Raw genomic sequence first — 21,337 nt, forward strand, 5'->3', positions numbered from 1 at the left:
GGTGCCGGAAGCCTCTCCTCCAGCCCTCAACCCGTCACGGAAAATCCGTCCGCACTCTCACTCTGAAGGGGGCGTTGCGGGGTTTCCCCGCAGAAGGGGTAGGCCGAGACCAAGGCTCGGCCTCAGGGGAAGGCTTTCCCCGTGATGTCCTCTCGTATTCTGGCTGATGAACCGGCAACACCAGCACAACGGCGAGCGTCGATGACATGGGCGCAACGGCTCAAGCGTGTTTTCAATATCGACATCGAGACCTGCAGCGGCTGCGGCGGCGCCATGAAAGTCATCGCCTGCATTGAAGACCCTATAGTGATCAAGCAGATCCTTGATCACCTGAAGCACAAAGCCGAAACCAGCGGGACCAGGGCGTTACCCGAAAGCCGGGCGCCACCGGCTGAGCTGCTCCTGGGTCTGTTTGACTGACGAGCCTGAAGGCCAACGATACCAATCAAAATGCTGCGTTCACAGCGCCGCGGCAGGGATCCGCCGTGCTGGTTGTCGGAAAAGGAGCCGCTAGTGGGAAAGAGGAGGGTAAATTTTCAGCGTTGCTGGCTCCCCGTCAGCCGGATTGGGTTGCATCGCAGGGGTGTCGAAAGAGTCAACTGCGGTCCAAAGCTGTTGGACTTGGGTGAAAAGGGCGTTTATTCTTCCTATACGTTGTCGGCAGCGGGCCAAAAAGGAATACGTCCATGCCCATCGAGGTGAAACCGGCTGTGAGCGCGGGTTCAAGCATATAGCCCGACAGGCGCGTATCCTTGCCGATCACGACACGATGGCGGTGGTCACCGCGACGAAAGACACGGCCAGCCGCCATGCCGACGCGCAAGGCGGTTTCCGCCGTCATCGCGCCTTCGTTGGCTTTGCCACGAATACCGTCTGTGCCGAAATATTTGCGCACCATAAGGTCGATTATCCTGTCGTCGGGTCGCCCTCAAAGGGGACATGCCTGCTGAACCGCGAATATAGAGAAATATCCCGAATGTGCAGTTAACGAATTCTTGCGGTTTCTTTCAGCGCCGCCAATACCGCCAGCCCGTCGCGCAAGGGGCGCGGCTCGTGTGTGCGGATGAAGTCAGCTCCACCTGCGGCGGCGGCAAGCTCTGCAGCGAGTGTCGCGGCCCCGACATCCCCCGGACCACGGCCTGTGAGCGCGCGCAGAAAGGATTTGCGCGAAACAGACAGAAGCACCGGCAAATCGAAGCGCAGCCGCAATTCATCGAACCGCGCCAGCACCGAGAGCGAGGTTTCGGGAGCAGCCCCCAGAAAAAACCCCATGCCGGGATCAAGGACAAGGCGGTTGCGTTTGATACCGGCACCCGTCAGCGCCGCGATGCGCGCGTCAAAGAACGCCGCAATGTGATCCATGATGTCGCCAGCGGGTGCCTCGCGCCGATCTGCCTGCCCGTCTTGCACCGAATGCATAACGACGAGTTTGGCAGATGATTTCGCCAATTGCGGATAGAACGCAGCGTCTGGAAAACCGCGAATATCATTGAGATAGGCCACACCACGCGACAAGGCATAGGCTTGCGTCGCGGGTTGATAACTGTCGAGCGAGACGGGAATGCCATCTGCCTTGAGCGCGTCCAGCACCGGCGCGATACGCGCGATTTCTGTGTCGGACGAAACAGGCGCGGCGTCGGGATTGCTGGATGCCGGACCGAGGTCGATCACATCTGCCCCCTCGGCCATCAGCTTACGCGCCTGCGCAATGGCTGCGTCTGGCGCCAGATACCGGCCTCCATCGGAGAAACTGTCCGAGGTTATGTTGACGATGCCGAAAATGATGAGCGATTTATTCATGGGGGCTTCTATAATAATAATAATCGAGCATGAGTCTCATCCTGCATTCCCCAAGTGGCGTGTCGTTTGAGGTGAAGATCGCCTGTATCCGAGCGCTAGACAAGGATTTTCTGCCGCAAGCGGCACCTGCGGTCGCGCAGACTGCTGGATCTGGACGGATCAGACCGCGAAGCCGCTGTTTCCTTGCCCAGGGGCGGCGTTTTTCAGCGCAGCGGACAGATCTGTCCAGCCGCTTTCGTTCAGTTTGAGCGTGGATCGCGATCATGCGCATAGCGGTGGCGCTCGCAATCGGCGGATAGCGGCGAGGATGGCGCGTACCATCGTGCCGGTGACAGCGACCTCGGCCAGCTGGAAGGTGATGGTGCGGGCGTGACGGACCACACGTGCCCCGATCTTGATCAGCTTCAGTTGCAGGCTGGTCAACGACCAGTCGGCCATGGCCTCGGGCAGCTCGATGCAGTGCAAGAAGGTGGCCAGGTTGTACGCCAGGGCGTGCAGTTGCAGCCGCACCTCATTGTCGCGGAACTTCCGGCACGACAGCCGCGTCCAGCGAAAGGCGTATTTGCCCTCTTTGATGTGCTGCTCGGCGGTGCCGCGCTGGTTGTAGAACCGCACCACCCAGTCCGGCTCCATCGGCAGGTTGGTGACGATGAAGCCGACACGCGGGAACAGTTCGCCCGGATGCCATTCGATCTTGGCGATCACCCGGCGTTCCTTGTCCCAGGACGCCGCCTGATACTCGAATTCCTCGAAGAACCGCTTGACCTTGGTCAGTGACGGCCGCCCGACAGGGCGCGTTAGCCGATGCGCGATCTTGTCCTTGAGGACCGCGTTTGCGGGCAGCCGGATGGCGTAGAAGAACCGCGCTTCTTCCAATCGCTCATAGATCGCCGGGATCGCGTAGGCAGCATCGGCCCGGAAGAACCTGCCACCAAGGTCGCGCTCCGCGTAGCGCGCAATGACGGGGTCGAGAACATCACGCCAGCCATCGGCGCTGTGGACGTTGCCATGGCGCAGGGCGCAGCGTTCCAGCATCCCGAACTGGTTGAACAGAAAGTTGGGGTGATAGCAGCTACAGTCGAAATGGCCATTCCAGGCGGACCCTTCCTGGTCGCCATGGGTCGGGCTGACCGAGCTGTCCATGTCCAGAACGATGTACTTCAGCCCGTTACGGTCATGGAACCGGTCGATCCATTGCCCGTTCAGGTCGGCCAGCGCGGCACGGTTCCCGGCCAGAGCCAGCGTCTCGGTCTCGAACCGTCCCATCTGCGATGCCGAGGCCGCTTGTGCATCGACCGCTCTGCCGCCGACAACTTGGCGCATGACCGGATCGCAGGCGAGACGGTTGGCGTCGTTGACATCCTCGTATCCGGCCAGCCGCCCAAAGACTGATTGCCGGAACAGGCCGTCGAGCCGATGGACCGTGTTCTTGCCAGAGCGAGTATCGCGCAGCGCCGCTGACGCCAAATCGGACAACCCGAGCGCGTCATCAAGCTCGCGCATCACCAGAAGGCCGCCGTCGGAACTGAGCTGCGTGCCGCGAAATTCCAGCCGCACGCGAGGGTCGAAATCCACCCGATCTGCCCGTTGCAAGCCCGCACCCTCTGGGTGATCCATGAAACGCGCCCCTCGCAGCCTTCAACACCATGTTTTATATAGGAAATATAATGGTCAGGACAGCGAAATCAGCGCCTTACTTGGGAAATGTGGGATTCTATGCCTTCAAGCGGCGAGTTGATGGCCTTCAGGCTTCAGCGCATCGTCTCCCGCGGCATTGCGGAGGAAGAGTGCGAGAGCAGTTTTTCTGGAATCCCGATCAAGCGCATAGGCGGTTTGCTTGAATTCAATCCCATCAAGTAGTCCCTGAATGTAGCCAGAAATTGTGTCGGCAGCCATGATCAGGGCTGTATCGAGAGTATGGATATATTTGCTCGTAACGGTTCCTTTGGAGTGGCCAACCAATGCGGCAATTGTGACCTCGGTAAACCCAAGGTCATTGGCGATACTCGCGAAGCTGTGACGGAGGACGTGCGGGGTTACATCGGCGAGCTGAGAGGTTCTGAAAATCTGTTTCCAATGGTTGGGGAAGCTGCCAAATGCATTGTCCTCGTCCTGGCCGGGAAAGACGTACGATCCCGTCGCCGTCTTTCGACGCTCCTCCAGATATTCGACGACGGCAAGCCCGACCGGGCGAACGGACGCACCTTCCTTGCTGTCTGTCAGGCGCAGGCAGCTCGCGTCGGTGTCGGCCTCGCGCCACATGAGCCCGATAATTTCACTTCGCCGACATCCGGTAAGCGCAATCTGACGAATTACATCGACCGTCATTGTGAATTTTGGGTTCTCGGCTGCTGCGCGAAGTATCTCCCCCAGAATCCTGTACTCGGCTTCCGTCAACCGTCGGTCACGAACATTGTCCTTTGGCTTGCGGATGCCATGTGCCGGATTGGTCGTTATGATCCCGGCTTCCATTGCATAGGTGAAGATTCCGCCCAAAAGCCCGATCGTTCGTGTGGCGGTGCCGGCGCCGCCCGTGACGACGGCCTTGCCACGCAGTTTTTTGGTTTTGACAGACACAGCGGTCTTGCCCGCCATAATGTCCTTCATGACCTTGGTGATGTCGGTTTTCGTGAGATCTTTGACGCGCCTGTTGCCGATGAGGGGCGTGATGTGTCGGTGAATTCGACCAGTGTCGGTGATGATGGTGGTCGTCTTTTTCGGCCGACCGCCTTTCCCAAGGATAAGACCAGCGTCGAGATCCTTCAGATACATGGCGCACAGCTCCTTCACGGTGAGCGCCTGATGGTCGAGCAGGCGTTCTTCTGAAGGGTTGTCACCCTGTGCTACGCGACCGAGTTGCACCTTGGCTTCTTGGCGCGCGGTTTCTGCGGTCCAGATTCCGTGAAGCCCGATGGTGTAGCGACGGGTTCGACCCGCAGCCCGATACTGGATCAGGTAGCTGCGCTTGCCGGATGCGAACACGCGTAGGCCGAAACCTGGCAGTTCGTCGTCCCAGATGAAATAGTCCTTCTCACGGACTGCTGCCGCGTCCACGACGCGCTTCGTCAGCTTGGCCATTATGCGATGCCTCCTTCGTGAACCTGCTGTTTCCGCGGAAGCACCACGGAAGCAGCAGGAGGAAAGTCAGAGCGAAGCTTCGGATATGAATTTCGGCGTGAGAAACTGAATTGTCTATTAGTTTCAGTGGTGTATCGTGCCATGGCGTGTCCTAGCGTGCAATTCGGATAGTCAGCCCAAATTGCTCCGAAGGCAGAGGTCACAGGTTCGAATCCTGTCGGGTGCGCCAGTTTTCTATTAAATATCAATGGATTGTCTGGATTCGTGCAGCCCGCCGCACCGGATGCGCCTAGGTTCGCGTAAGCACGAAGCCAGCTTTTGTGATACGCGGGACGCGCCAAAAGCCCATTTTCCCGTTGCCTGGATTGGTGTGCCTTGAGAAAGTTGGTCCAATTCTGAAGAGAGCCCGATTGGGCGAAAGGATTGGAGAAATATATGGGACGTCAGCGATTTACGCCGGAGCAGATCATCGCGAAGCTGCGTGAGGTGGATGTGATTGTTGGGCGGGGCGGGACCGCGGTCGAGGCTTGTCGGCAGATCGGGATTGCCGAACAGACGCTCTATAGGTGGCGCAAGGAATATGGTGGCCTGAAGGTCGACCAGGTGCGTCGGATGAAGGATCTGGAGCGGGAGAATGCGCAGTTGAAGAAGCTGGTTGCCGATCTCGCCCTCGACAAGGCGATCCTGCAAGAGGCGTCAAAGCTGACTTTTTGAGCCCCTCCCGTCGCCGCGAGGCGATCGAGCAGGTCCGACGCATTCTTCCAGTATCGGAGCGTCGGACCTGCCGTGTTCTGGTTCAGCATCGCTCGACGCAGCGACATCGTCCAAAGGATGACAGCGACGAGCAGCGTCTGACAGCTGATATTGCCGCACTGGCCAAGGATTATGGCCGGTACGGCTATCGCCGCATCCATGCTCTGCTCGGCCATGCCGGCTGGCAGGTCAGCCTATCGGTTGTCGAGCGCATCTGGCGGCGGGAGGGTCTTAAAGTGCCGAAGCGGCAACCGAAGCGACGTCGGCTCTGGCTGGGCGACGGATCGTGCATCCGATTGCGCCCGCAGCATCGCGGACATGTCTGGTCATACGACTTCGTCGAGGATCAGACGCGCAATGGGCGCAAGTTCCGGATGCTCAACATCATCGATGAGTATAGCAGGGAATGCCTGGCGATGGTGCCGCTGCGGCGGTTCCGGTCCAATGACGTCATCGACGTGCTGGCCGATCTGTTCATCGAACACGGGCCGCCCAAGCATATCAGGTCCGATAACGGCCCTGAGTTCGTCGCGCATGCGGTGCGTGAATGGTTGGGCCGGCTCGGGGTCACCACGCTCTACATCGAGCCGGGCAGCCCGTGGGAAAACGGCTACATCGAGAGCTTCAATGCACGCCTGCGCGATGAGCTGCTCAACGGCGAGATCTTCTACAGCCTTGAGGAGGTCCGCTGCGTCACCGGCTGGTGGCGCGATCATTACAACCGACTGCGTCCGCACAGCAGCCTCGGCTATCGCCCGCCAGCGCCGGAAACCATCAAGATGCCAGCCTGGCCGCTCGGCTCCGCTGCGCTCCACCTCCCGCCCAGGCTGGCATCAGAAATGCGGATCAGCTAATCATGAAACCGGACCAGTCATCGCGGGCAGTCCAGGTCTCATTCTGGGAAAACGGGGACGGCCAAAGAAGGCATCGACGATCATCACCGATGTCGGGCGCATCCAGCGCCATATCATTCCGCTGCTCGGCGCACGGCGCGTGCGCGACCTGAGCAAGGCCGACATCGCCCAGGCCATGAAGGACATCATGGCAGGAAAGACGCAGGTGAATGTGAAAACGGGGAAACTGCGTGGGCGTGCGATCGTGCGCGGTGGGGTCGGCACGGCGACGCGCACGATCGGCCTTTTGGGTGGGATTCTGAGCTACGCCGTTGATCTCGGCATCATCGAGCAGAATCCGGTGCACGGGGTTCGCAAGCCCAAGGACAACGTCAACAGCCGGCGTCTGAGCGAGCGAGAATATCGCACGCTCGGAGCCATCCTGCGGAAGGCGACCGCGGACGGGCAATATGCGATGGCCGCGCAGATGATCCGTATCATCGCGCTGACCGGATGCCGGCGCAGCGAGATCATCAACCTTCGCCGGGAAGAGGTCGATATCGATGGCAGCTGCCTGCGCCTTACGGACAGCAAGGAGGGCGCATCGGTGCGTCCGGTCGGCCTTCCCGTGCTGGAGTATTTCAGGGACGGGCACGGAGATGGGGCAGAAGGCTATGTCTTTCCCGGTTGGGCTGAGGATACGCCCTTCGGGAGTTTTCCCAACCATTGGTCGAAGATATTCACCGACACCGACCTGGCGGACATCACGCCGCACGTCCTGCGGCACAGCTTCGCCAGCATTGCGAATGACCTTGGCTTCACCGAGGCGACCATCGCCGCCCTGGTCGGCCATTCGCGTGGAACGGTGACGAGCCGCTACATCCATACGGTCGATACCGCGCTCGTCATGGCGGCGGACAATATCGCCGGCTACATCCAGGGCCTGCTGGATGGCGCCGCGTTCACGCACACTTCCTACGCGCTTGACCCGGAATCCCGGAAGGCCTCGCTTGCTGATTTTCTCGGAAAGACGGCGTCGGACGACAATAAGGGCGAGCAGGCTGTGATCTGAGTGCTCAAACCCATGGCGGGCAGCGATTGCGCGCTAGCGCACGGTGGATACAAACCCACATATGTGCTAATGTGGGTTTGTAAGAAGTGATAGGAGGTATCCGATGAGTCGCTTGACCATCGATATAACCGACCAGCAGCATCAGAGCCTGAAGGCGCTGGCTGCTTTACAGGGCAAAACGATCAAGCAATATGCGCTCGAACGGCTGTTCCCCGGCGACGCGGACGGCGACCGAGCGTGGTCGGAGCTCAAGTCCTTGCTCAATACGCGCATCAGCGAAGGCTTGGCGGGGAAGGTTTCCGCGAAGAGTATTGGCGAAATCCTCGACGAGGAATTAGCCGGGAATAGCCGCGCTTGAGCAAAAGCTATGTGCTGACGAGTGCGGCGGAAGCGGACCTGCGCGACATCATCCGCTATACCCGCCGGCAGTGGGGCGATGCACAGGTGCGTCGTTATATCGGCGTGCTGGAACAGGGCATTGCGCGCCTGGCGGGCGGTGAAGGCGCGTTCAAGGACATGAGCGCTCTTCACCCGGCGTTGCGCATGACGCACTGCGAACATCACTATATTTTCTGCCTGCCGCGGCGGGATGCGCCGGCGCTGATCGTGGCGATTTTTCACGAACGCATGGATCTGATGGCTCGGCTGAGCGGCAGGCTCGAAATGTGAAATATTGGTGGGCGTTCGGCATCGCCGAATTCCCAGGCCGCTCTTCCCGGTTCGCAATCAGAACCGACCCGGATCACTGCGCCAGCTTTGGTGTGCGCATCGCTTTGCTTTCTCCGCAGGTTCGAAAGGCTCACTGCTTTGGTGCGCCATGAGCGCATATCCGGCTGCTCCGCGCTGACGGAGTGAGCGTGGCGCGGCCTCCTAACAAGGAGAAGAGCAATGACTCGATCTGTAAAACCCCACCCCGTATCGCCTCGCGCCCAGGTGGCGACTCTGCTCGCAGAGCAGATGCCTGATCCCGGCGTCGCGGTGGGACCCCGTTTTCTGAGGACGCCGGTGGACTGCCCGCGATGACTGGTCCGGTTTCATGATTAGCTGATCCGCATTTCTGATGCCAGCCTGGGCGGGAGGTGGAGCGCAGCGGAGCCGAGCGGCCAGGCTGGCATCTTGATGGTTTCCGGCGCTGGCGGGCGATAGCCGAGGCTGCTGTGCGGACGCAGTCGGTTGTAATGATCGCGCCACCAGCCGGTGACGCAGCGGACCTCCTCAAGGCTGTAGAAGATCTCGCCGTTGAGCAGCTCATCGCGCAGGCGTGCATTGAAGCTCTCGATGTAGCCGTTTTCCCACGGGCTGCCCGGCTCGATGTAGAGCGTGGTGACCCCGAGCCGGCCCAACCATTCACGCACCGCATGCGCGACGAACTCAGGGCCGTTATCGGACCTGATATGCTTGGGCGGCCCGTGTTCGATGAACAGATCGGCCAGCACGTCGATGACGTCATTGGACCGGAACCGCCGCAGCGGCACCATCGCCAGGCATTCCCTGCTATACTCATCGATGATGTTGAGCATCCGGAACTTGCGCCCATTGCGCGTCTGATCCTCGACGAAGTCGTATGACCAGACATGTCCGCGATGCTGCGGGCGCAATCGGATGCACGATCCGTCGCCCAGCCAGAGCCGACGTCGCTTCGGTTGCCGCTTCGGCACTTTAAGACCCTCCCGCCGCCAGATGCGCTCGACAACCGATAGGCTGACCTGCCAGCCGGCATGGCCGAGCAGAGCATGGATGCGGCGATAGCCGTACCGGCCATAATCCTTGGCCAGTGCGGCAATATCAGCTGTCAGACGCTGCTCGTCGCTGTCATCCTTTGGACGATGTCGCTGCGTCGAGCGATGCTGAACCAGAACACGGCAGGTCCGACGCTCCGATACTGGAAGAATGCGTCGGACCTGCTCGATCGCCTCGCGGCGACGGGAGGGGCTCAAAAAGTCAGCTTTGACGCCTCTTGCAGGATCGCCTTGTCGAGGGCGAGATCGGCAACCAGCTTCTTCAACTGCGCATTCTCCCGCTCCAGATCCTTCATCCGACGCACCTGGTCGACCTTCAGGCCACCATATTCCTTGCGCCACCTATAGAGCGTCTGTTCGGCAATCCCGATCTGCCGACAAGCCTCGACCGCGGTCCCGCCCCGCCCAACAATCACATCCACCTCACGCAGCTTCGCGATGATCTGCTCCGGCGTAAATCGCTGACGTCCCATATATTTCTCCAATCCTTTCGCCCAATCGGGCTCTCTTCAGAATTGGACCAACTTTCTCAAGGCACACCAATCCAGAGGATTTTGAAGCGGCCGCGATCGAGGAGCCCACGTTGCAGGCAGATGAGACGGACGGACTCAAACTGCATTCGTTGATCCTTACCGATGAGGGACAGCTTTTAGCGGCTGCGGCCATTCCCCCACAGGTCGCCGACATCACGCTTCGAATATTCAAACGCGACGAGGCGCTGCCGACATTCTCGTGGAAGATCGATCCCGCAAAAACCGATATCACTCTGTCACTGAAGGATGACGATCAGGCCAAGTTTGACCGACCGGCGGTCGGTCAACTGCAAGGTGTAATTGACGGCTACGAGGTGAAAAGCCCGCTTTGTTCGGTGAAGCAGCTTTCGCGACTGCTACGCGATCGAGCGGGAGGCAACGCTGCGGGTAACCGACTGCAGCGAGTCATGGAAAGTGGCGACGGGCTGATCGAATATGTAGATGCGCTCGACGGGATCGACGCGGCGATCGATTTTATGAACAACACGACTATCCGGTTCAACGATGACACCCCTTCGGGCGGCGGTGGCGGGGGACGTTGGCGTTCGCGCGATCCATTTTCGGGCGACATTCCCGATCATTGGGAGATCGGATCGAGTGGCGGATCGGTAACGGAGTTGCGCGGCGCGATCTGGACTTTCGTGCAGCGCCACATCCAAATGCGACTTGAACGGCACGCGGGCCGGGGAAATTTGGGCGGGCTGGCGAATTTTCTCGATATTTATCGCACCGTCAGCGGGGTGCTGCTCGCCTGGCATAACCGGCGCATCCACGACGAGATCGTTATCCCCGCCCCCTTCGTCACTAGGGGCATGCAGGAGATATTGGCCACGCTGATCGGCGCGCGCGGAGAAGAGGAGGCTGAGGCACCAGGATACGGCAAAGCCATTCTCGCCAGCTTGAGCGCCGACGAGCGTCTCGTCAGGGCGGAGCTGGACCGTCATCGGGTTCCGGCGATCATCCGCGCCACCTTGGACGAAATGATCCGGGTTCGCGCGATCTCGCTGCGACGGCCGATTTACGATGCGTGGTCGCAAGATAAGCGTGACTGGGTCTCAAACTGGATCGAGGATATGCAACTAGCCCTCCCCAGTGAAGCAGATATCCAAGAAATTGGCACGGAATTCAGACTCGCCGCCTAGACACAGCTTGCGACCGGTCGGCGAACGGACCAAGTATAGCCGTTAGAGGTGACAGCGAACCTCCGCTTCCGCTCACAGCAGCGGTGCCCCACCAGCGCTCGACAGGAATGTCCCATCTGCGGATGTTGAAGCACGCGCCGAAACGCTCGGGAGGACTGCTGATTTCGGGATTGTTGGCTGGTATCTTGAACAGCGGCCCGAGGGTGTGGGAGTTACCGTTATCGTTTGTTTTGCGATTGCCCGACGATGACCGACCAGTTCTCATCTTCATCATCTTGGGTGCGCCAATAGAATCAATTTTTATACGGATTTCCTGTGGGTTCTGCAGAAAGCAGCACTCACCAGAAGCAAGCGTGCTGCGGCGTAGAGGCTGGCAATTTTCCGCCTCACCTTCCTTCAATATCCTTAAGAGCGGCGCTGTTTTGGCTCCAATGACGATGAAGAACCGTGTTCGGACGGGCAGGTTTCGGGGCTTGATAGGAGGCAAGCTCACGATCGCCCGAATCTAGTCGACGTCCGCAAATAGCTGCCTCACGTTGTCAACGCAGCCCGGTCGAGGGCGGGTGTTGTGGCCCGCCCGGTTCAGCCTGCGCCGCCGCGCAGCATCAGCGCGGCGCGGCGGCAGCGGCAGACCAGTTCGTCGCGCTGGTTCAGCCCGCGATGTTCGAACGTGACGATGCCCTGCGTCGGGCGCGACTTGCTGGCGCGCAGGCCGATGACGGTGGTTTCGGCGCGCAGCGTGTCGCCGACGAACACCGGCTTGGGGAAGGTCACGTCCTCGAACCCCAGATTGCCGACGGTGGTGCCGAGCGTCGTGTCCTGCACCGACAGGCCGACGATCAGCCCCAGCGTGAACAGCGAATTGACCAGCGGCTGGCCGAATTCCGTGCCCTTCGCATATTCATGGTCGATGTGGATCGCCGCCGGATTGTGGGTCATCGCCGAAAACAGCATGTTGTCCGTTTCGGTCACCGTCCGGCGGATCTCGTGGGCGAAGCTCTGCCCCTCGACGAATTGTTCGAAAAACAGTCCGGCCATCATGTCTGTCCCTGAATGGCGGTGGCGCGGGGCGCGCCGCCGTGTCGGTGGTATGCGGGTCCGGCGCTCAGGCGCCCGCTTTCTCTCGCGCGATATAGGCTTCGATCTGCTGCTCCAGCACCGGCAGCGGCAGGGCGCCGGTCGACAGGATCGCATCGTGGAAGCGCCGCTTGTCGAATTTCGCGCCCAGTTCCGCTTCCGCCCTGGCACGTAGCCGGCGGATCGTCAGCTCGCCCAGCTTGTAGGCCAGCGCCTGGCCCGGCCAGCTGATATACCGGTCGACTTCCGTCGCCACTTCGTGCTGCGACAGGGCGGTGTGGGCGGCGAGGTAGGCGATCGCCTTGTCGCGGCTCCAGCCATAGTGGTGGATTCCGGTGTCGATCACCAGCCGCACCGCGCGCCACATCTCGTAGGAAAGCTGGCCGAATTCCTCGTACGGGTTGCGGTAGATGCCCATCTCCCGCCCCAACCATTCGGTGTAGAGGCCCCAGCCTTCGCCATAGCCGGAGAAATAGGTCGCGCGGCGGAATTCCGGCCGGTCCGTCGGCTGCTCCAGCGCCAGCGCCGCCTGGAAGCTGTGCCCCGGCGCGCATTCGTGCAGGGTCAGCGCCGGGATGTTGTAGAGCGGCCGCGACGGCAGGTCGTAGGTGTTCATCATGCACGCCTTCAGCCCGCCGCGCCCGGCGGTATAGAACGGCGCGATCGCGTCCGGCACCGGGATGATGGTGAAACGGAAGCGGGGCAGGGTGCCGATCTGTTCGGCCAGCTTGCCGTCGGCGCGCTTGGCTACATAGGCGGACACGCCCATCAGTTCGTCCGGCGTCTTGGCGATGAACTGCGGGTCGGTCTTCAGGAATTTCAGATAGGCGGGGAAATCGCCCTTGAAGCCGCTGCGCACCATGGTGTCGCGCATTTCCGCCTCGATCCGCGCCACTTCCTTCAGGCCGATGTCGTGGATCTGCTCCGCATTCAGGTCGAGCGTCGTGTATTCCCTGATCTGCGCGGCGTAGAACGCCTTGCCGTCCGGCATTGCTTCCGCCGCCAGCGTGGTGCGCGCCTTCGGCATATATTCGTCGCGGATGAAGGCAAGCAGCCGCGCATAGGCGGGCGCGACCGCCGTGCTGATCGCCGCCCTTGCATCGGCGCGCAGCCGGTCCTGCTCCGTGGCCGGCATCGCCGCCGGCAGAGTACGGAATGCATCGTAGAACGGATTCTTGTCCGGGATGGCTTCGGCATAAGGCGCGATCGAATCGGCGCGGCCGTCCAGCGTTGCGCGCGGCACGCTGAACCCGCGTTTCAGCCCGGCGCGCATGTTGGCGATCTGCTGGTCGAAATAGCGCGGAATGTCCCGCATCCGGGCGACGGCACGGGTTAGCGTGGCGGCATCGGCGCCGTCGTCGACCCGGGCGAGGCCGCTCCAGAAATTGCTGTCGCTGTTGAACGGCATTTCCCAGCTATTGAACGGCGCGCTGGCGATGTTGGCGCGCAGCACTTCGTGAAGCACGGCGGCGTTCAGCTTCTCCTCCGCCGACAGCTCGGCGACCGGGATCGCCTCCAGCTTCGTCATCGTTTCGCGCCAGTGGGCAATCCGCCGTTGCTGCGCCGCCGGGCTGACATCGGGCAGGCGATCGCCCGCGACCCAGCGGTCGCCGGCCCTGATCTGCTGCTCGTCGGCCTTGGTCCATGCCCAGTCCGCTTCGTACAGCGCCTTCAGCCGGGTATCGGCGATGGATTGGGTCGCGGCAGGCGTGGCGCCGTTGCCGGCGGCGAGGGCGGTGACGGGGAGGGCGGTGACGGGGAGGGCGGCGAGCACCGCCCCGGCCAGCACAACAGCGCGCATTCCAATCCCCTTTTCCTGCAATCTCTTGCCGGTAGGTTAGGCGATCCTGTAGCGGGGCTGCAATCGCCGCATGACGCGCGCCGGCGTAAAATCGACGGAGGGCAGGGGATGAGGCTGCGGTCGTTGCTGTTCGTGCCGGGGGACCGGCCGGACCGGATGGAAAAAGCACTGGGCCTTGGCGCCGACGCGTTGATCCTCGATCTGGAGGATTCGGTGGCGCCGGCGGCGAAGCCGGCCGCCCGCGCGGCGGTGGCGGCATTTCTCGCCTCCGCCCGGCGGGCCTGTGCGCTGTTCGTCAGGGTCAATCCGCTCGACGGCGGACTGGTGGAGGACGACCTGGCCGCCGTGCTGCCCGGTGCGCCCGATGGCGTCGTACTGCCGAAGGCGGAGGGCGCGGAGTCGCTGCGTCGGCTCCACGCCCTGCTCGCCGGCAGCGATGCCCGCATCCTGCCGGTGGCGACGGAAACGGCGGCATCGGTGTTCCGCCTTGGCGAGTATGGCGGCGTTACGCCCCGCCTTGCCGGGCTGACCTGGGGCGCGGAGGATTTGCCGGCCGCCGTCGGCGCCACCGCCGCGCGCGAGGCGGACGGCGGTTATACCGCGCCGTACCAGATGGTTCGTTCGCTGGCGCTGTTCGGCGCCGCCGCCGCCGGGGTGCCGCCGATCGAGACGGTCTACCCGGACTTCCGTGATCTCGACGGCCTGCGCCGCTATGCCGAACGGGGTGCCCGCGACGGTTTCACCGGGATGATGGCTATCCACCCGGCGCAGCTTGCGGTGATCAACGCCGCCTTCGCGCCGACCGAACAGGCGATCGCCCATGCCCGCGCAGTGGTTGACGCCTTTGCCGCCAATCCCGGCGTCGGCGCGCTTCAGCTTGACGGCCGGATGATCGACGCACCGCACCTGAAGGCGGCTCGGCGGCTGCTCAGCCGGTTGTAGAGCCCGCTCATTCGGATCGCGGCGGTTAGCTGTACGACGGCTGCCGCCGGATCGCCCATTCCGCCAGCGTGTCGAACGGCAGAAGCTGGAAGAAGGACACGCCGGCGCGGCCGTCATGCGACCAGACGATCGAGCTGCGCTGCGGCACCAGATCGTCGATGGTGATGATGACGTCGTCGCCTTCCTTCAGGAACTTGCTCTCGATCTTGGCACCGCCCTGCGACACGTCGATGACGTTGACCTTGTAGTGGATGTTGTCGAGCAGCAGGTCCGCGGCACAGGGTATGTTGAGCCGCGGCATCCGGCGCGGCATGCCGGCGGCATCCTCCTCGCTTGGCGCGTGCAGAATCTGCAGAACGTCGATCCGCTCGTCGAACTGGATGCCGATCATCGAATCGGCGGTCCACACGATTCTGCCCGGCGCGACATAACCGGATCGCAGCTCGACGCAGACCGGCGCGCCGATCGGCAATTTGGTGTGGATCTTCCCCATCATCCCGCCAGAGGAGATGTTGCGAATCAGGCACAAGCCCTGAAAACCGGCCATGGTCAGTGCCGCCGAACGGTACATCGAAAGGTGCCGGCGGTCTCCCCGCCGTTCGCCCGAGGGCATCGGGACATCCGGGGAAAATGAAATGCCGGTCAGGTCAACATTGTCATAATCCAGTGCCATGGGAGCTCTCCTGCGCGAATTATCTGGGGCTGTGGTCGGGCGCCGGGCGCCGCAGCATGGGAAGCGTCGTGCGTGCGCGGTCGGCGGCGGCTGCCGCGAAACCGTCTATGCTCTCGTTGCCGAGCATGCGGAGCAGGTCGATCCATCCGTCGAAACGAATACCGGCCAGTACGCCGTCGGCCCACAGCACCTTGCCCGCGATCGGATGGCCGGGCCGCAACTCCACGCTCACCCGGTCATGCGGGGCCAGCGCCAGCCCGGTTTCGGCCATCATCCCGCCGGCGGAGACCATATGAATGTAACATATGGCGCGTACCCCGTCGGTGGTCAGGTGCCCGGAACGTAGCATCCGGGGGTCGCGACCCGAGTCATGAAAATTTTTATCGGGCGGATTGGGCACGTCACCGGACAGCGAAACGACGGTCAGGTCGGGCGTGGCGACCGGCCTCCCGTCGCCAGGCTGATAATGAGCATTCACAACGCCGCCTCCTTGCATACCGCAGAGAAAAGGCCACGCATCAGATCGTGCAGCGCTTGGTTTCCGTAGCGTAAACCAAGATCGACTGCCCATCTCCTATTGCGCAGGATCTTTTCTATTCTTGCCCGATACCGGGGCTACGCAACGACGCCTTACATTGGCGATGCACACAGCTAGAATTTCGCATTCTGGCTGCATTTTGTAAAATACATCAATTTGGTGTACTGATCGTTGCCAGTGCCTCTGGCTGCTCATGTTTGGTAAAGGGGCGGTTCATGGCGAAAGGGATTACGGACGATCGTTATCGTCAACTTCTCGTTATCCTTATAGAGGCCAGAAAGGGCGTCGGTCTTTCACAGGCGGACGTCGCCACCAAGTTGAACAAGCCGCAACAGTTCGTCTCGCGCTACGAACTGGGCGAGCGTCGGCTCGACGTTATCGAGTATCTCGATATCGCGGCGGCGCTCGGTCTCGACGCGTTGACCACGCTGCTGGGTCTCGCCGAGTCGCATCCCGAAGACGGGGGTGATTCGCAGACGAAAAACCGGCGGTAAGGCGCAAAATAATAGTAGAATAATAAAGTATCTTGTCCCTGCGCGCCGAAGCTGGCAACCATGAGGCATGAGCAAGCCCCTTTCGATCGTAGGCATCGGCGGCACCACGGCGCCCAATTCTTCCACCGAGCAGGCGTTGCGCCTGGCACTCGCCGCCGCGGCGGCGGAAGGCGCGACCGTCACGCTGTTTGACGGGCCGCAACTGGCGGCATTGCCGCATTATGCGCCAGGCGTCCTCGCCGGCTCCGACGTAGCCTGTGCGCTGGTCAACGCGGTGCGGCAGGCAGACGGGCTTGTGCTGGCCAGCCCCGGCTATCACGGTTCGATTTCCGGCCTGGTCAAGAACGCCATCGATTATGTCGAGGAAACCTCGAAGGACGCCCGCGTCTATCTCGACGGTCTGCCGGTCGGGTTGATCGTCACCGCCTATGGCTGGCAGGCGACCGGGTCGACGCTGGCGACACTGCGCTCGATCGTCCACGCGCTGCGCGGCTGGCCGACGCCGCTTGGCGCCGCGATCAAGAGCGACCGTGGCATGTTCGTCGAGGGGCGCTGCAACGACGCGGCGGCTTCGGGCCAGCTCGATCTGGTCGGCCGCCAGGTCGTCGAATTCGCTCGCCTGCGCCAGCGCGCGCCGTCGATCGGTGCGACCGGCCCGGTCGAGGACGCTTGACGGGCCGCATGCCGACACCGGCTTTGTCCGTCTGATCCGCCCAGCCAGATTGGCGTCGCGGCGCCGATCGCGTATGGCGCGGCGATGACCGTCCTTGCCGATGATACCGCTCTTGCCGCCGCGCTGGCGGAAACCGCTGGCCGCCTGTTGCTGGCGCTACGCGACAGCGCATTGCTGACCGGCAAGGCGCTGGGTGACGCCGGCGACCGCACCGCCAATGCCTTTCTGATGGCGGCGATCGCCACGCAGCGCCCCGACGACGGCGTACTGTCGGAAGAAAGCGTCGATGATCGGTCGCGGCTGGCGAAGCGTCGGGTGTGGATCATCGACCCGCTCGACGGCACGCGCGAATATGCGGAAGCGCGCGCCGACTGGGCGGTGCATGTCGCGCTGGCAATCGACGGACACGCGGCGGTGGGTGCTGTCGCGCTACCGGCGCAGGGGCTGGTGCTGCGGTCCGACGCCCCGCCGCCGTCGGTCGACCGGCCGGCGCGGCCGCGCCTGCTGGTCAGCCGCAGCCGGCCGGCGCCGGAATGCGCCCGCGTCGCCGCCGCGCTCGATGCCGAAGTGGTGCCGATGGGTTCCGCCGGGGCCAAGGCGATGGCGGTATTGCTGGGGCAGGGGGACATCTACCTGCACAGCGGCGGCCAGTATCAATGGGACAATGCGGCGCCGGTGGCGGTGGCGCTTGGCGCCGGCATGGTTGCCGAACGGATCGACGGCAGCCGCTGTATCTATAACGCGGCGGACACCGCGTTGCCGGATTTGCTGATCTGTCCGCCCGAATACCACGAACGGGTACGCGCCGCGTTCGGTTGAGCGGTTATTTCGCGCTTTCGGCGGTTTTCGACACCGTCTTGCCGACAGAGGCGACGTCCTTGCCGGCGCCGGAGATCGTGTTGCATCCCGCCAACGCGATCAGCCCCGCCAGACAGGCCAGTGCGGTCATCTTGTTCATCGTGGCATCCCTAGTCGAATGGGTAGGCGCGCCGGGCGCGTGGCTGCATATTACGGCGCGGAAGGCCGGATGCAATTGGCGATTCCGCGCGTGTGCGGGAAAGTCTGGTGGGCTCGCCGGGATTCGAACCCGGGACCTACAGATTAAAAGTCCGTTGCTCTACCGACTGAGCTACGAGCCCCCAGAGGCGGTCGCCCTATAAGCCGGCCGCCGCCGGGTCAACCGGGCGTGAAGCTGGCGGACGGTCAGGCCGGTGATCGGGTCGCGCCAGTCCGGCGCGATCATGGCCAGCGGCCCCAGCACAAAACCGCGTTCGCGAAAGGCCGGGTGCGGAATGGTGAGGCCGGGGGAGGCCCAGGCGCCCTCCGACCACAGGATGATATCCAGGTCGAGCGGCCGGTTGCCCCAACGGCGGCCCGGCCGACGCCCGGCCGCGCGCTCCATCCGTTTCAGCGCCGTCAGCAGGGCGGGCGGGGCAAGCGGGCTGGTGATGATGCAGGCGGCGTTGGCATAGCGGCGGATCGACGGGCCGATCGGCGCGGTGCGGATGATGACGGATGCCGTCCCGCCCAACTCGGCGAGCGCGGCGGCCAGCGCCGCTTCCGGCGCGCCGTCGCGGCCGGGGCGGTTGGCGCCGAGCGCGATCGCATAGCTTGTCGTCACCATGCCGCTGCGCCTAACCCATCGCCATGCCTGTCGAAAGCCCGCTTGCGGCGACGGAGCCGCCACACGATTGCCCGCGCTGCCCCCGCCTCGTCGCGCTGCGCGAAGACCTGCGCGCCGAGTATCCGGGCTGGTGGAATGCGCCGGTGCCGGCGTTCGGCGACCCGAACGGCTGGCTGGCGATCATCGGTCTTGCCCCCGGCAAGCACGGCGCCAACCGCACCGGGCGGCCGTTCACCGGTGATTTCGCCGGGCCGCTGCTGTTCGACACGCTGGCGGCGTTCGGACTGACCAGCGGGCATTACGACGCGCGGATCGACGACGGTTTCGGCCTGCGCGGCGTCATCATCATCAATTCGGTCCGTTGCCTGCCGCCGCAGAACAAGCCGACCCCGGCGGAATCGCAGGCCTGCCGCCCGTTCGCCGCGGCGCAGGTCGCGGCGCTGCCCAACGTCCGGCTGTTCGTCGCGCTCGGCCGGATCGCCCATGATTCGGCGGTGCGGATATTGGGCCTGCGCCCGGCCGCCGCGCCGTTCGCCCATCTCGCGGAACATGCATTGCCGGACGGGCGGGTGCTGATCGATAGCTACCACTGCTCGCGCTACAACCAGAATACCGGGCGGCTGACGCCGGCGATGTTCCGGGCGGTGTTCGCGCGGGCGGTAGAGCTGGCTCAGATATCGGCGACCAGCCGGCCATAAAGCTCCGGCCGTCGATCGCGGAAGAAGCCGAAGGCCGCGCGGTGGCGCCTGACCAGCGCCAGATCGATCGTCGCGGTCAGCACGCCGGTTTCGTTCGCGCCGAATTCGGCCAGCAGGTCGCCGCGTTCGTCGCAGATGAAGCTGTAGCCATAGAAACGCTGTCCGTCTTCCGTCCCGATCCGGTTGGCGGCAACGACCGGAACGACATTCGACACCGCATGGCCGATCATCGCCCGCCGCCACAGCCGGCTGGTATCCAGGTCCGGATCGTGCGGCTCGCTGCCGATCGCGGTCGGGTAGAACAGGATTTCGGCGCCCATCAGCATCATCGCCCGCGCCGCTTCCGGGTACCATTGGTCCCAGCACACGCCGACGCCCAGCGCCGCGCCCGGTGTCGGCCATACCTTGAAACCGGTGTTGCCGGGGCGGAAATAGAATTTCTCCTCATAGCCCGGCCCGTCGGGGATGTGGCTCTTGCGGTAGACGCCCATGATCGCGCCCTTGTCGTCGATCATCGCCAGGCTGTTGTAATGGTGCGGCCCGTCCGCCTCGAAGAAGCTGGTCGGGATGAACACGCCCAGTTCCGCCGCCAGCGCCCGCATCGCGACGACCGCCTTGTGCCGTTCCGTCGGCTGGGCGCCGGCGAACAGCCCTTCGTCCTCGACCCGGCAGAAATAGGGGCCTTCGAATAGCTCCGGCGGCAGGATGACGGTCGCGCCCTTCGCCGCCGCCTCGCGCACCAGCGCGGAGACGTTGGCGATATTCTCGTCGATATTGCCGGTGAAGGCCAATTGCAGCGCGGCGACGGTGATCTCGGTCATGGCATGTCCTGAACGGCGGGGATCTGCTGGCTGATGCAGTGGAGGCTGCCGCCGCCGGTCAAGATATGGTCGGCGCGCTGGCCGACAACCCTGCGCGTCGGAAACAGCGCCGCGATCGCCGCGACCGCCGCATCGTCGTTGGGCGCGCCATATAGCGGAACGACCACCGCCGCATTGCCGATGTAGAAGTTCATGTAGGAGGCGGGGATCACCTCCCCATCGCGCAGCACCCGGCCGGGCGAGGGCAGGGGCGCGACGGCCAGCCCGAACGCCTTTGCCCGTGCCGTGGCGTCGGCATAGATGACGGCATTGGGGTCGTCCGTTCCGGCGGCGACCGGGATGGCGACCGTGCCGGGCGCGACGAAGCGGGCGAGGTTGTCGACATGGCCGTCGGTATGGTCGTTGGCCAGCCCGTCGCCCAGCCACAATATCCGGTTCAGGCCCAGGTCGGCGTGGAGGCGCGCCTCGACCTCCGCCTTTGTCATGCCGGGGTTGCGATTGGGGTTCAGCAGGCACTGCTCGGTGGTGACCGCCAGGCCGCTGCCGTCGCCGTCGATCGCGCCGCCTTCCAGCACCCAGTCGCAGCGCGCGACCGCGATGCCGCGCTTCGCCGCCAGCCGGACGCCGATATCCTCGTCCCCGGCCAGTTGATATTTGCCGCCCCAGCCGTTGAAACGGAACGACCGCGCCGCGCCGTCGCCGATCAGGATCGGCCCGGTATCGCGCAGCCAGATGTCGCCGAACGCCGCGACGATGACCGATACCCGCGCCGGCACCAGCGCCCGTGCCGCCGCAGCCGCGGTTTCGTCGGCGGCGACCAGCACCACCTGCTCCCCGGCGCCGTCGGCGTCGACCGCCGTCGCGAACGCCGCCACCTCCGCCTGCGCCGGCGTCAGGTCGTCCTCCCATAGCGCGGCATGGCTTGGAAACCCGATCCAGACCGCATCGTGGCGCGCCCATTCGGGGGGAGGAGGAAGGATGGCGTCGGACATGCGATCCCCATCGCTTACTCGCCGGCCTGCCGCAAGCCGGCTTCATCTGCTCGC

General features: G+C 63.4%; 22 protein-coding genes, 1 tRNA gene and 2 pseudogenes. 11 read left to right on the plus strand and 14 right to left on the minus strand.

The window, feature by feature from the left end; translation table 11 throughout:
• Positions 1-159: 159 nt before the first annotated feature.
• Positions 160-420 (plus strand): annotated as a pseudogene (locus ACMT1E_RS06350) (IS91 family transposase); the annotation flags it as partial.
• A gap of 235 nt (positions 421-655) precedes the next feature.
• On the opposite strand, the pseudogene ACMT1E_RS06355 reads toward ACMT1E_RS06350, so the two are convergent.
• The 4 genes and pseudogenes from ACMT1E_RS06355 to ACMT1E_RS06370 all read right to left on the minus strand — a co-directional run.
• Positions 656-898, minus strand: a pseudogene (locus tag ACMT1E_RS06355) (phosphoglucosamine mutase); the annotation flags it as partial.
• Positions 899-984: 86 nt separating this feature from the next.
• Positions 985-1,800 carry a sulfonamide-resistant dihydropteroate synthase Sul2 gene (gene sul2 / locus ACMT1E_RS06360; protein WP_001043260.1) on the minus strand — a complete coding sequence of 272 codons (816 nt, stop codon included), beginning with the start codon at positions 1,798-1,800 and terminating at the stop codon, positions 985-987.
• A 261-nt stretch (positions 1,801-2,061) separates the two neighbouring features.
• On the minus strand, positions 2,062-3,417 hold the full coding sequence (locus tag ACMT1E_RS06365; RefSeq protein ID WP_078527637.1) for an IS1380-like element IS1247 family transposase: 1,356 nt from the start codon (positions 3,415-3,417) through the stop codon (positions 2,062-2,064).
• Positions 3,418-3,522: 105 nt separating this feature from the next.
• Positions 3,523-4,878: a tyrosine-type recombinase/integrase gene (locus tag ACMT1E_RS06370; RefSeq protein ID WP_414902798.1), complete on the minus strand. Its 1,356-nt coding sequence runs from the start codon at positions 4,876-4,878 to the stop codon at positions 3,523-3,525.
• 435 nt (positions 4,879-5,313) lie between these two features.
• Here ACMT1E_RS06370 and ACMT1E_RS06375 point away from each other — a divergent pair.
• From ACMT1E_RS06375 to ACMT1E_RS06390, 4 genes are all read left to right on the plus strand, one after another.
• Positions 5,314-6,485, plus strand: a protein-coding gene (locus tag ACMT1E_RS06375) for an IS3 family transposase (RefSeq protein WP_414899752.1) whose coding sequence is annotated in 2 segments (ribosomal slippage) — positions 5,314-5,587 and positions 5,587-6,485 — 1,173 coding nt in all. Because the reading frame shifts where the segments join, the coding sequence is not laid out codon by codon here.
• Between the two features lie 139 nt (positions 6,486-6,624).
• Positions 6,625-7,536 carry a tyrosine-type recombinase/integrase gene (locus ACMT1E_RS06380; RefSeq protein ID WP_414902800.1) on the plus strand — a complete coding sequence of 304 codons (912 nt, stop codon included), beginning with the start codon at positions 6,625-6,627 and terminating at the stop codon, positions 7,534-7,536.
• Between the two features lie 103 nt (positions 7,537-7,639).
• Entirely contained in the window at positions 7,640-7,894 is a 255-nt protein-coding gene (locus ACMT1E_RS06385) for an antitoxin (RefSeq protein WP_414902801.1), read from the plus strand.
• On the plus strand, positions 7,891-8,205 hold the full coding sequence (locus ACMT1E_RS06390; protein WP_414902803.1) for a type II toxin-antitoxin system RelE/ParE family toxin: 315 nt from the start codon (positions 7,891-7,893) through the stop codon (positions 8,203-8,205). The genes ACMT1E_RS06385 and ACMT1E_RS06390 overlap by 4 nt, the downstream gene beginning before the upstream one ends.
• A gap of 371 nt (positions 8,206-8,576) precedes the next feature.
• Here ACMT1E_RS06390 and ACMT1E_RS06395 read toward each other — a convergent pair.
• Positions 8,577-9,748 (minus strand): IS3 family transposase gene (locus ACMT1E_RS06395; RefSeq protein ID WP_414899752.1). Its coding sequence is split into 2 segments (ribosomal slippage): positions 8,577-9,475 and positions 9,475-9,748, totalling 1,173 coding nucleotides; the frame shifts between segments, so codons are not numbered across the junction.
• Between the two features lie 110 nt (positions 9,749-9,858).
• Here ACMT1E_RS06395 and ACMT1E_RS06400 point away from each other — a divergent pair.
• Positions 9,859-10,950, plus strand: a complete 1,092-nt coding sequence (locus ACMT1E_RS06400) for a hypothetical protein (protein WP_414902805.1) — start codon at positions 9,859-9,861, stop codon at positions 10,948-10,950.
• Positions 10,951-11,532: 582 nt separating this feature from the next.
• Here ACMT1E_RS06400 and ACMT1E_RS06405 read toward each other — a convergent pair.
• Both ACMT1E_RS06405 and ACMT1E_RS06410 read right to left on the minus strand, forming a co-directional pair.
• Complete coding sequence (locus ACMT1E_RS06405) at positions 11,533-11,988, minus strand: MaoC family dehydratase (RefSeq protein ID WP_414902806.1); 456 nt, start codon at positions 11,986-11,988, stop codon at positions 11,533-11,535.
• Between the two features lie 67 nt (positions 11,989-12,055).
• A complete protein-coding gene (locus tag ACMT1E_RS06410) occupies positions 12,056-13,828 on the minus strand; it encodes a DUF885 domain-containing protein (protein WP_414902808.1) in 1,773 nt (590 codons plus the stop codon).
• 108 nt (positions 13,829-13,936) lie between these two features.
• Between ACMT1E_RS06410 and ACMT1E_RS06415 the strand changes: the two genes are divergently transcribed.
• Positions 13,937-14,770 carry an HpcH/HpaI aldolase/citrate lyase family protein gene (locus ACMT1E_RS06415; RefSeq protein ID WP_414902810.1) on the plus strand — a complete coding sequence of 278 codons (834 nt, stop codon included), beginning with the start codon at positions 13,937-13,939 and terminating at the stop codon, positions 14,768-14,770.
• A 25-nt stretch (positions 14,771-14,795) separates the two neighbouring features.
• Here the strand turns inward: ACMT1E_RS06415 and ACMT1E_RS06420 are convergent, their stop codons facing one another.
• Together ACMT1E_RS06420 and ACMT1E_RS06425 are read right to left on the minus strand one after the other, a co-directional pair.
• Positions 14,796-15,443, minus strand: coding sequence for a PilZ domain-containing protein (locus ACMT1E_RS06420; protein WP_414902811.1), 648 nt, complete (start codon positions 15,441-15,443; stop codon positions 14,796-14,798).
• 19 nt (positions 15,444-15,462) lie between these two features.
• The gene (locus ACMT1E_RS06425; RefSeq protein WP_414902813.1) at positions 15,463-15,792 is read right to left on the minus strand and encodes a PilZ domain-containing protein; all 330 of its coding nucleotides are present in this window, start codon (positions 15,790-15,792) and stop codon (positions 15,463-15,465) included.
• Between the two features lie 404 nt (positions 15,793-16,196).
• On the opposite strand from ACMT1E_RS06425, the gene ACMT1E_RS06430 reads away from it, so the two are divergent.
• The 3 genes from ACMT1E_RS06430 to ACMT1E_RS06440 all read left to right on the plus strand — a co-directional run bounded on the left by ACMT1E_RS06430 (position 16,197) and on the right by ACMT1E_RS06440 (position 17,967).
• Positions 16,197-16,475, plus strand: a complete 279-nt coding sequence (locus ACMT1E_RS06430; RefSeq protein WP_414902815.1) for a helix-turn-helix domain-containing protein — start codon at positions 16,197-16,199, stop codon at positions 16,473-16,475.
• A gap of 67 nt (positions 16,476-16,542) precedes the next feature.
• A complete protein-coding gene (locus ACMT1E_RS06435; protein ID WP_414902817.1) occupies positions 16,543-17,148 on the plus strand; it encodes an NADPH-dependent FMN reductase in 606 nt (201 codons plus the stop codon).
• 84 nt (positions 17,149-17,232) lie between these two features.
• Entirely contained in the window at positions 17,233-17,967 is a 735-nt protein-coding gene (locus ACMT1E_RS06440) for a 3'(2'),5'-bisphosphate nucleotidase CysQ (protein WP_414902819.1), read from the plus strand.
• A 4-nt stretch (positions 17,968-17,971) separates the two neighbouring features.
• Here ACMT1E_RS06440 and ACMT1E_RS06445 read toward each other — a convergent pair whose 3' ends face one another.
• The 3 genes from ACMT1E_RS06445 to folK form a co-directional block, all read right to left on the minus strand.
• Entirely contained in the window at positions 17,972-18,106 is a 135-nt protein-coding gene (locus tag ACMT1E_RS06445) for an entericidin A/B family lipoprotein (RefSeq protein WP_414902820.1), read from the minus strand.
• A gap of 105 nt (positions 18,107-18,211) precedes the next feature.
• Positions 18,212-18,287 (minus strand) — tRNA-Lys (locus tag ACMT1E_RS06450).
• Positions 18,278-18,772, minus strand: a complete 495-nt coding sequence (gene folK, locus ACMT1E_RS06455) for a 2-amino-4-hydroxy-6-hydroxymethyldihydropteridine diphosphokinase (RefSeq protein WP_414902822.1) — start codon at positions 18,770-18,772, stop codon at positions 18,278-18,280. The genes ACMT1E_RS06450 and folK overlap by 10 nt, the downstream gene beginning before the upstream one ends.
• Positions 18,773-18,795: 23 nt before the next feature.
• On the opposite strand from folK, the gene ACMT1E_RS06460 reads away from it, so the two are divergent.
• Positions 18,796-19,470: a uracil-DNA glycosylase gene (locus tag ACMT1E_RS06460; RefSeq protein WP_414902824.1), complete on the plus strand. Its 675-nt coding sequence runs from the start codon at positions 18,796-18,798 to the stop codon at positions 19,468-19,470.
• Here the strand turns inward: ACMT1E_RS06460 and aguB are convergent.
• Together aguB and ACMT1E_RS06470 are read right to left on the minus strand one after the other, a co-directional pair.
• The gene (aguB, locus tag ACMT1E_RS06465; protein ID WP_414902826.1) at positions 19,443-20,291 is read right to left on the minus strand and encodes an N-carbamoylputrescine amidase; all 849 of its coding nucleotides are present in this window, start codon (positions 20,289-20,291) and stop codon (positions 19,443-19,445) included. The two genes, ACMT1E_RS06460 and aguB, sit on opposite strands and share 28 nt — an antisense overlap.
• Positions 20,288-21,283, minus strand: a complete 996-nt coding sequence (locus tag ACMT1E_RS06470; RefSeq protein ID WP_414902828.1) for an agmatine deiminase family protein — start codon at positions 21,281-21,283, stop codon at positions 20,288-20,290. Before ACMT1E_RS06470 ends, aguB begins: the two co-directional genes overlap by 4 nt.
• Positions 21,284-21,337 lie beyond the last annotated feature (54 nt).

It is taken from the genome of Sphingomonas flavalba, from assembly GCF_047553045.1.
Lineage (GTDB): Bacteria > Pseudomonadota > Alphaproteobacteria > Sphingomonadales > Sphingomonadaceae > Sphingomonas_L > Sphingomonas_L flavalba_A.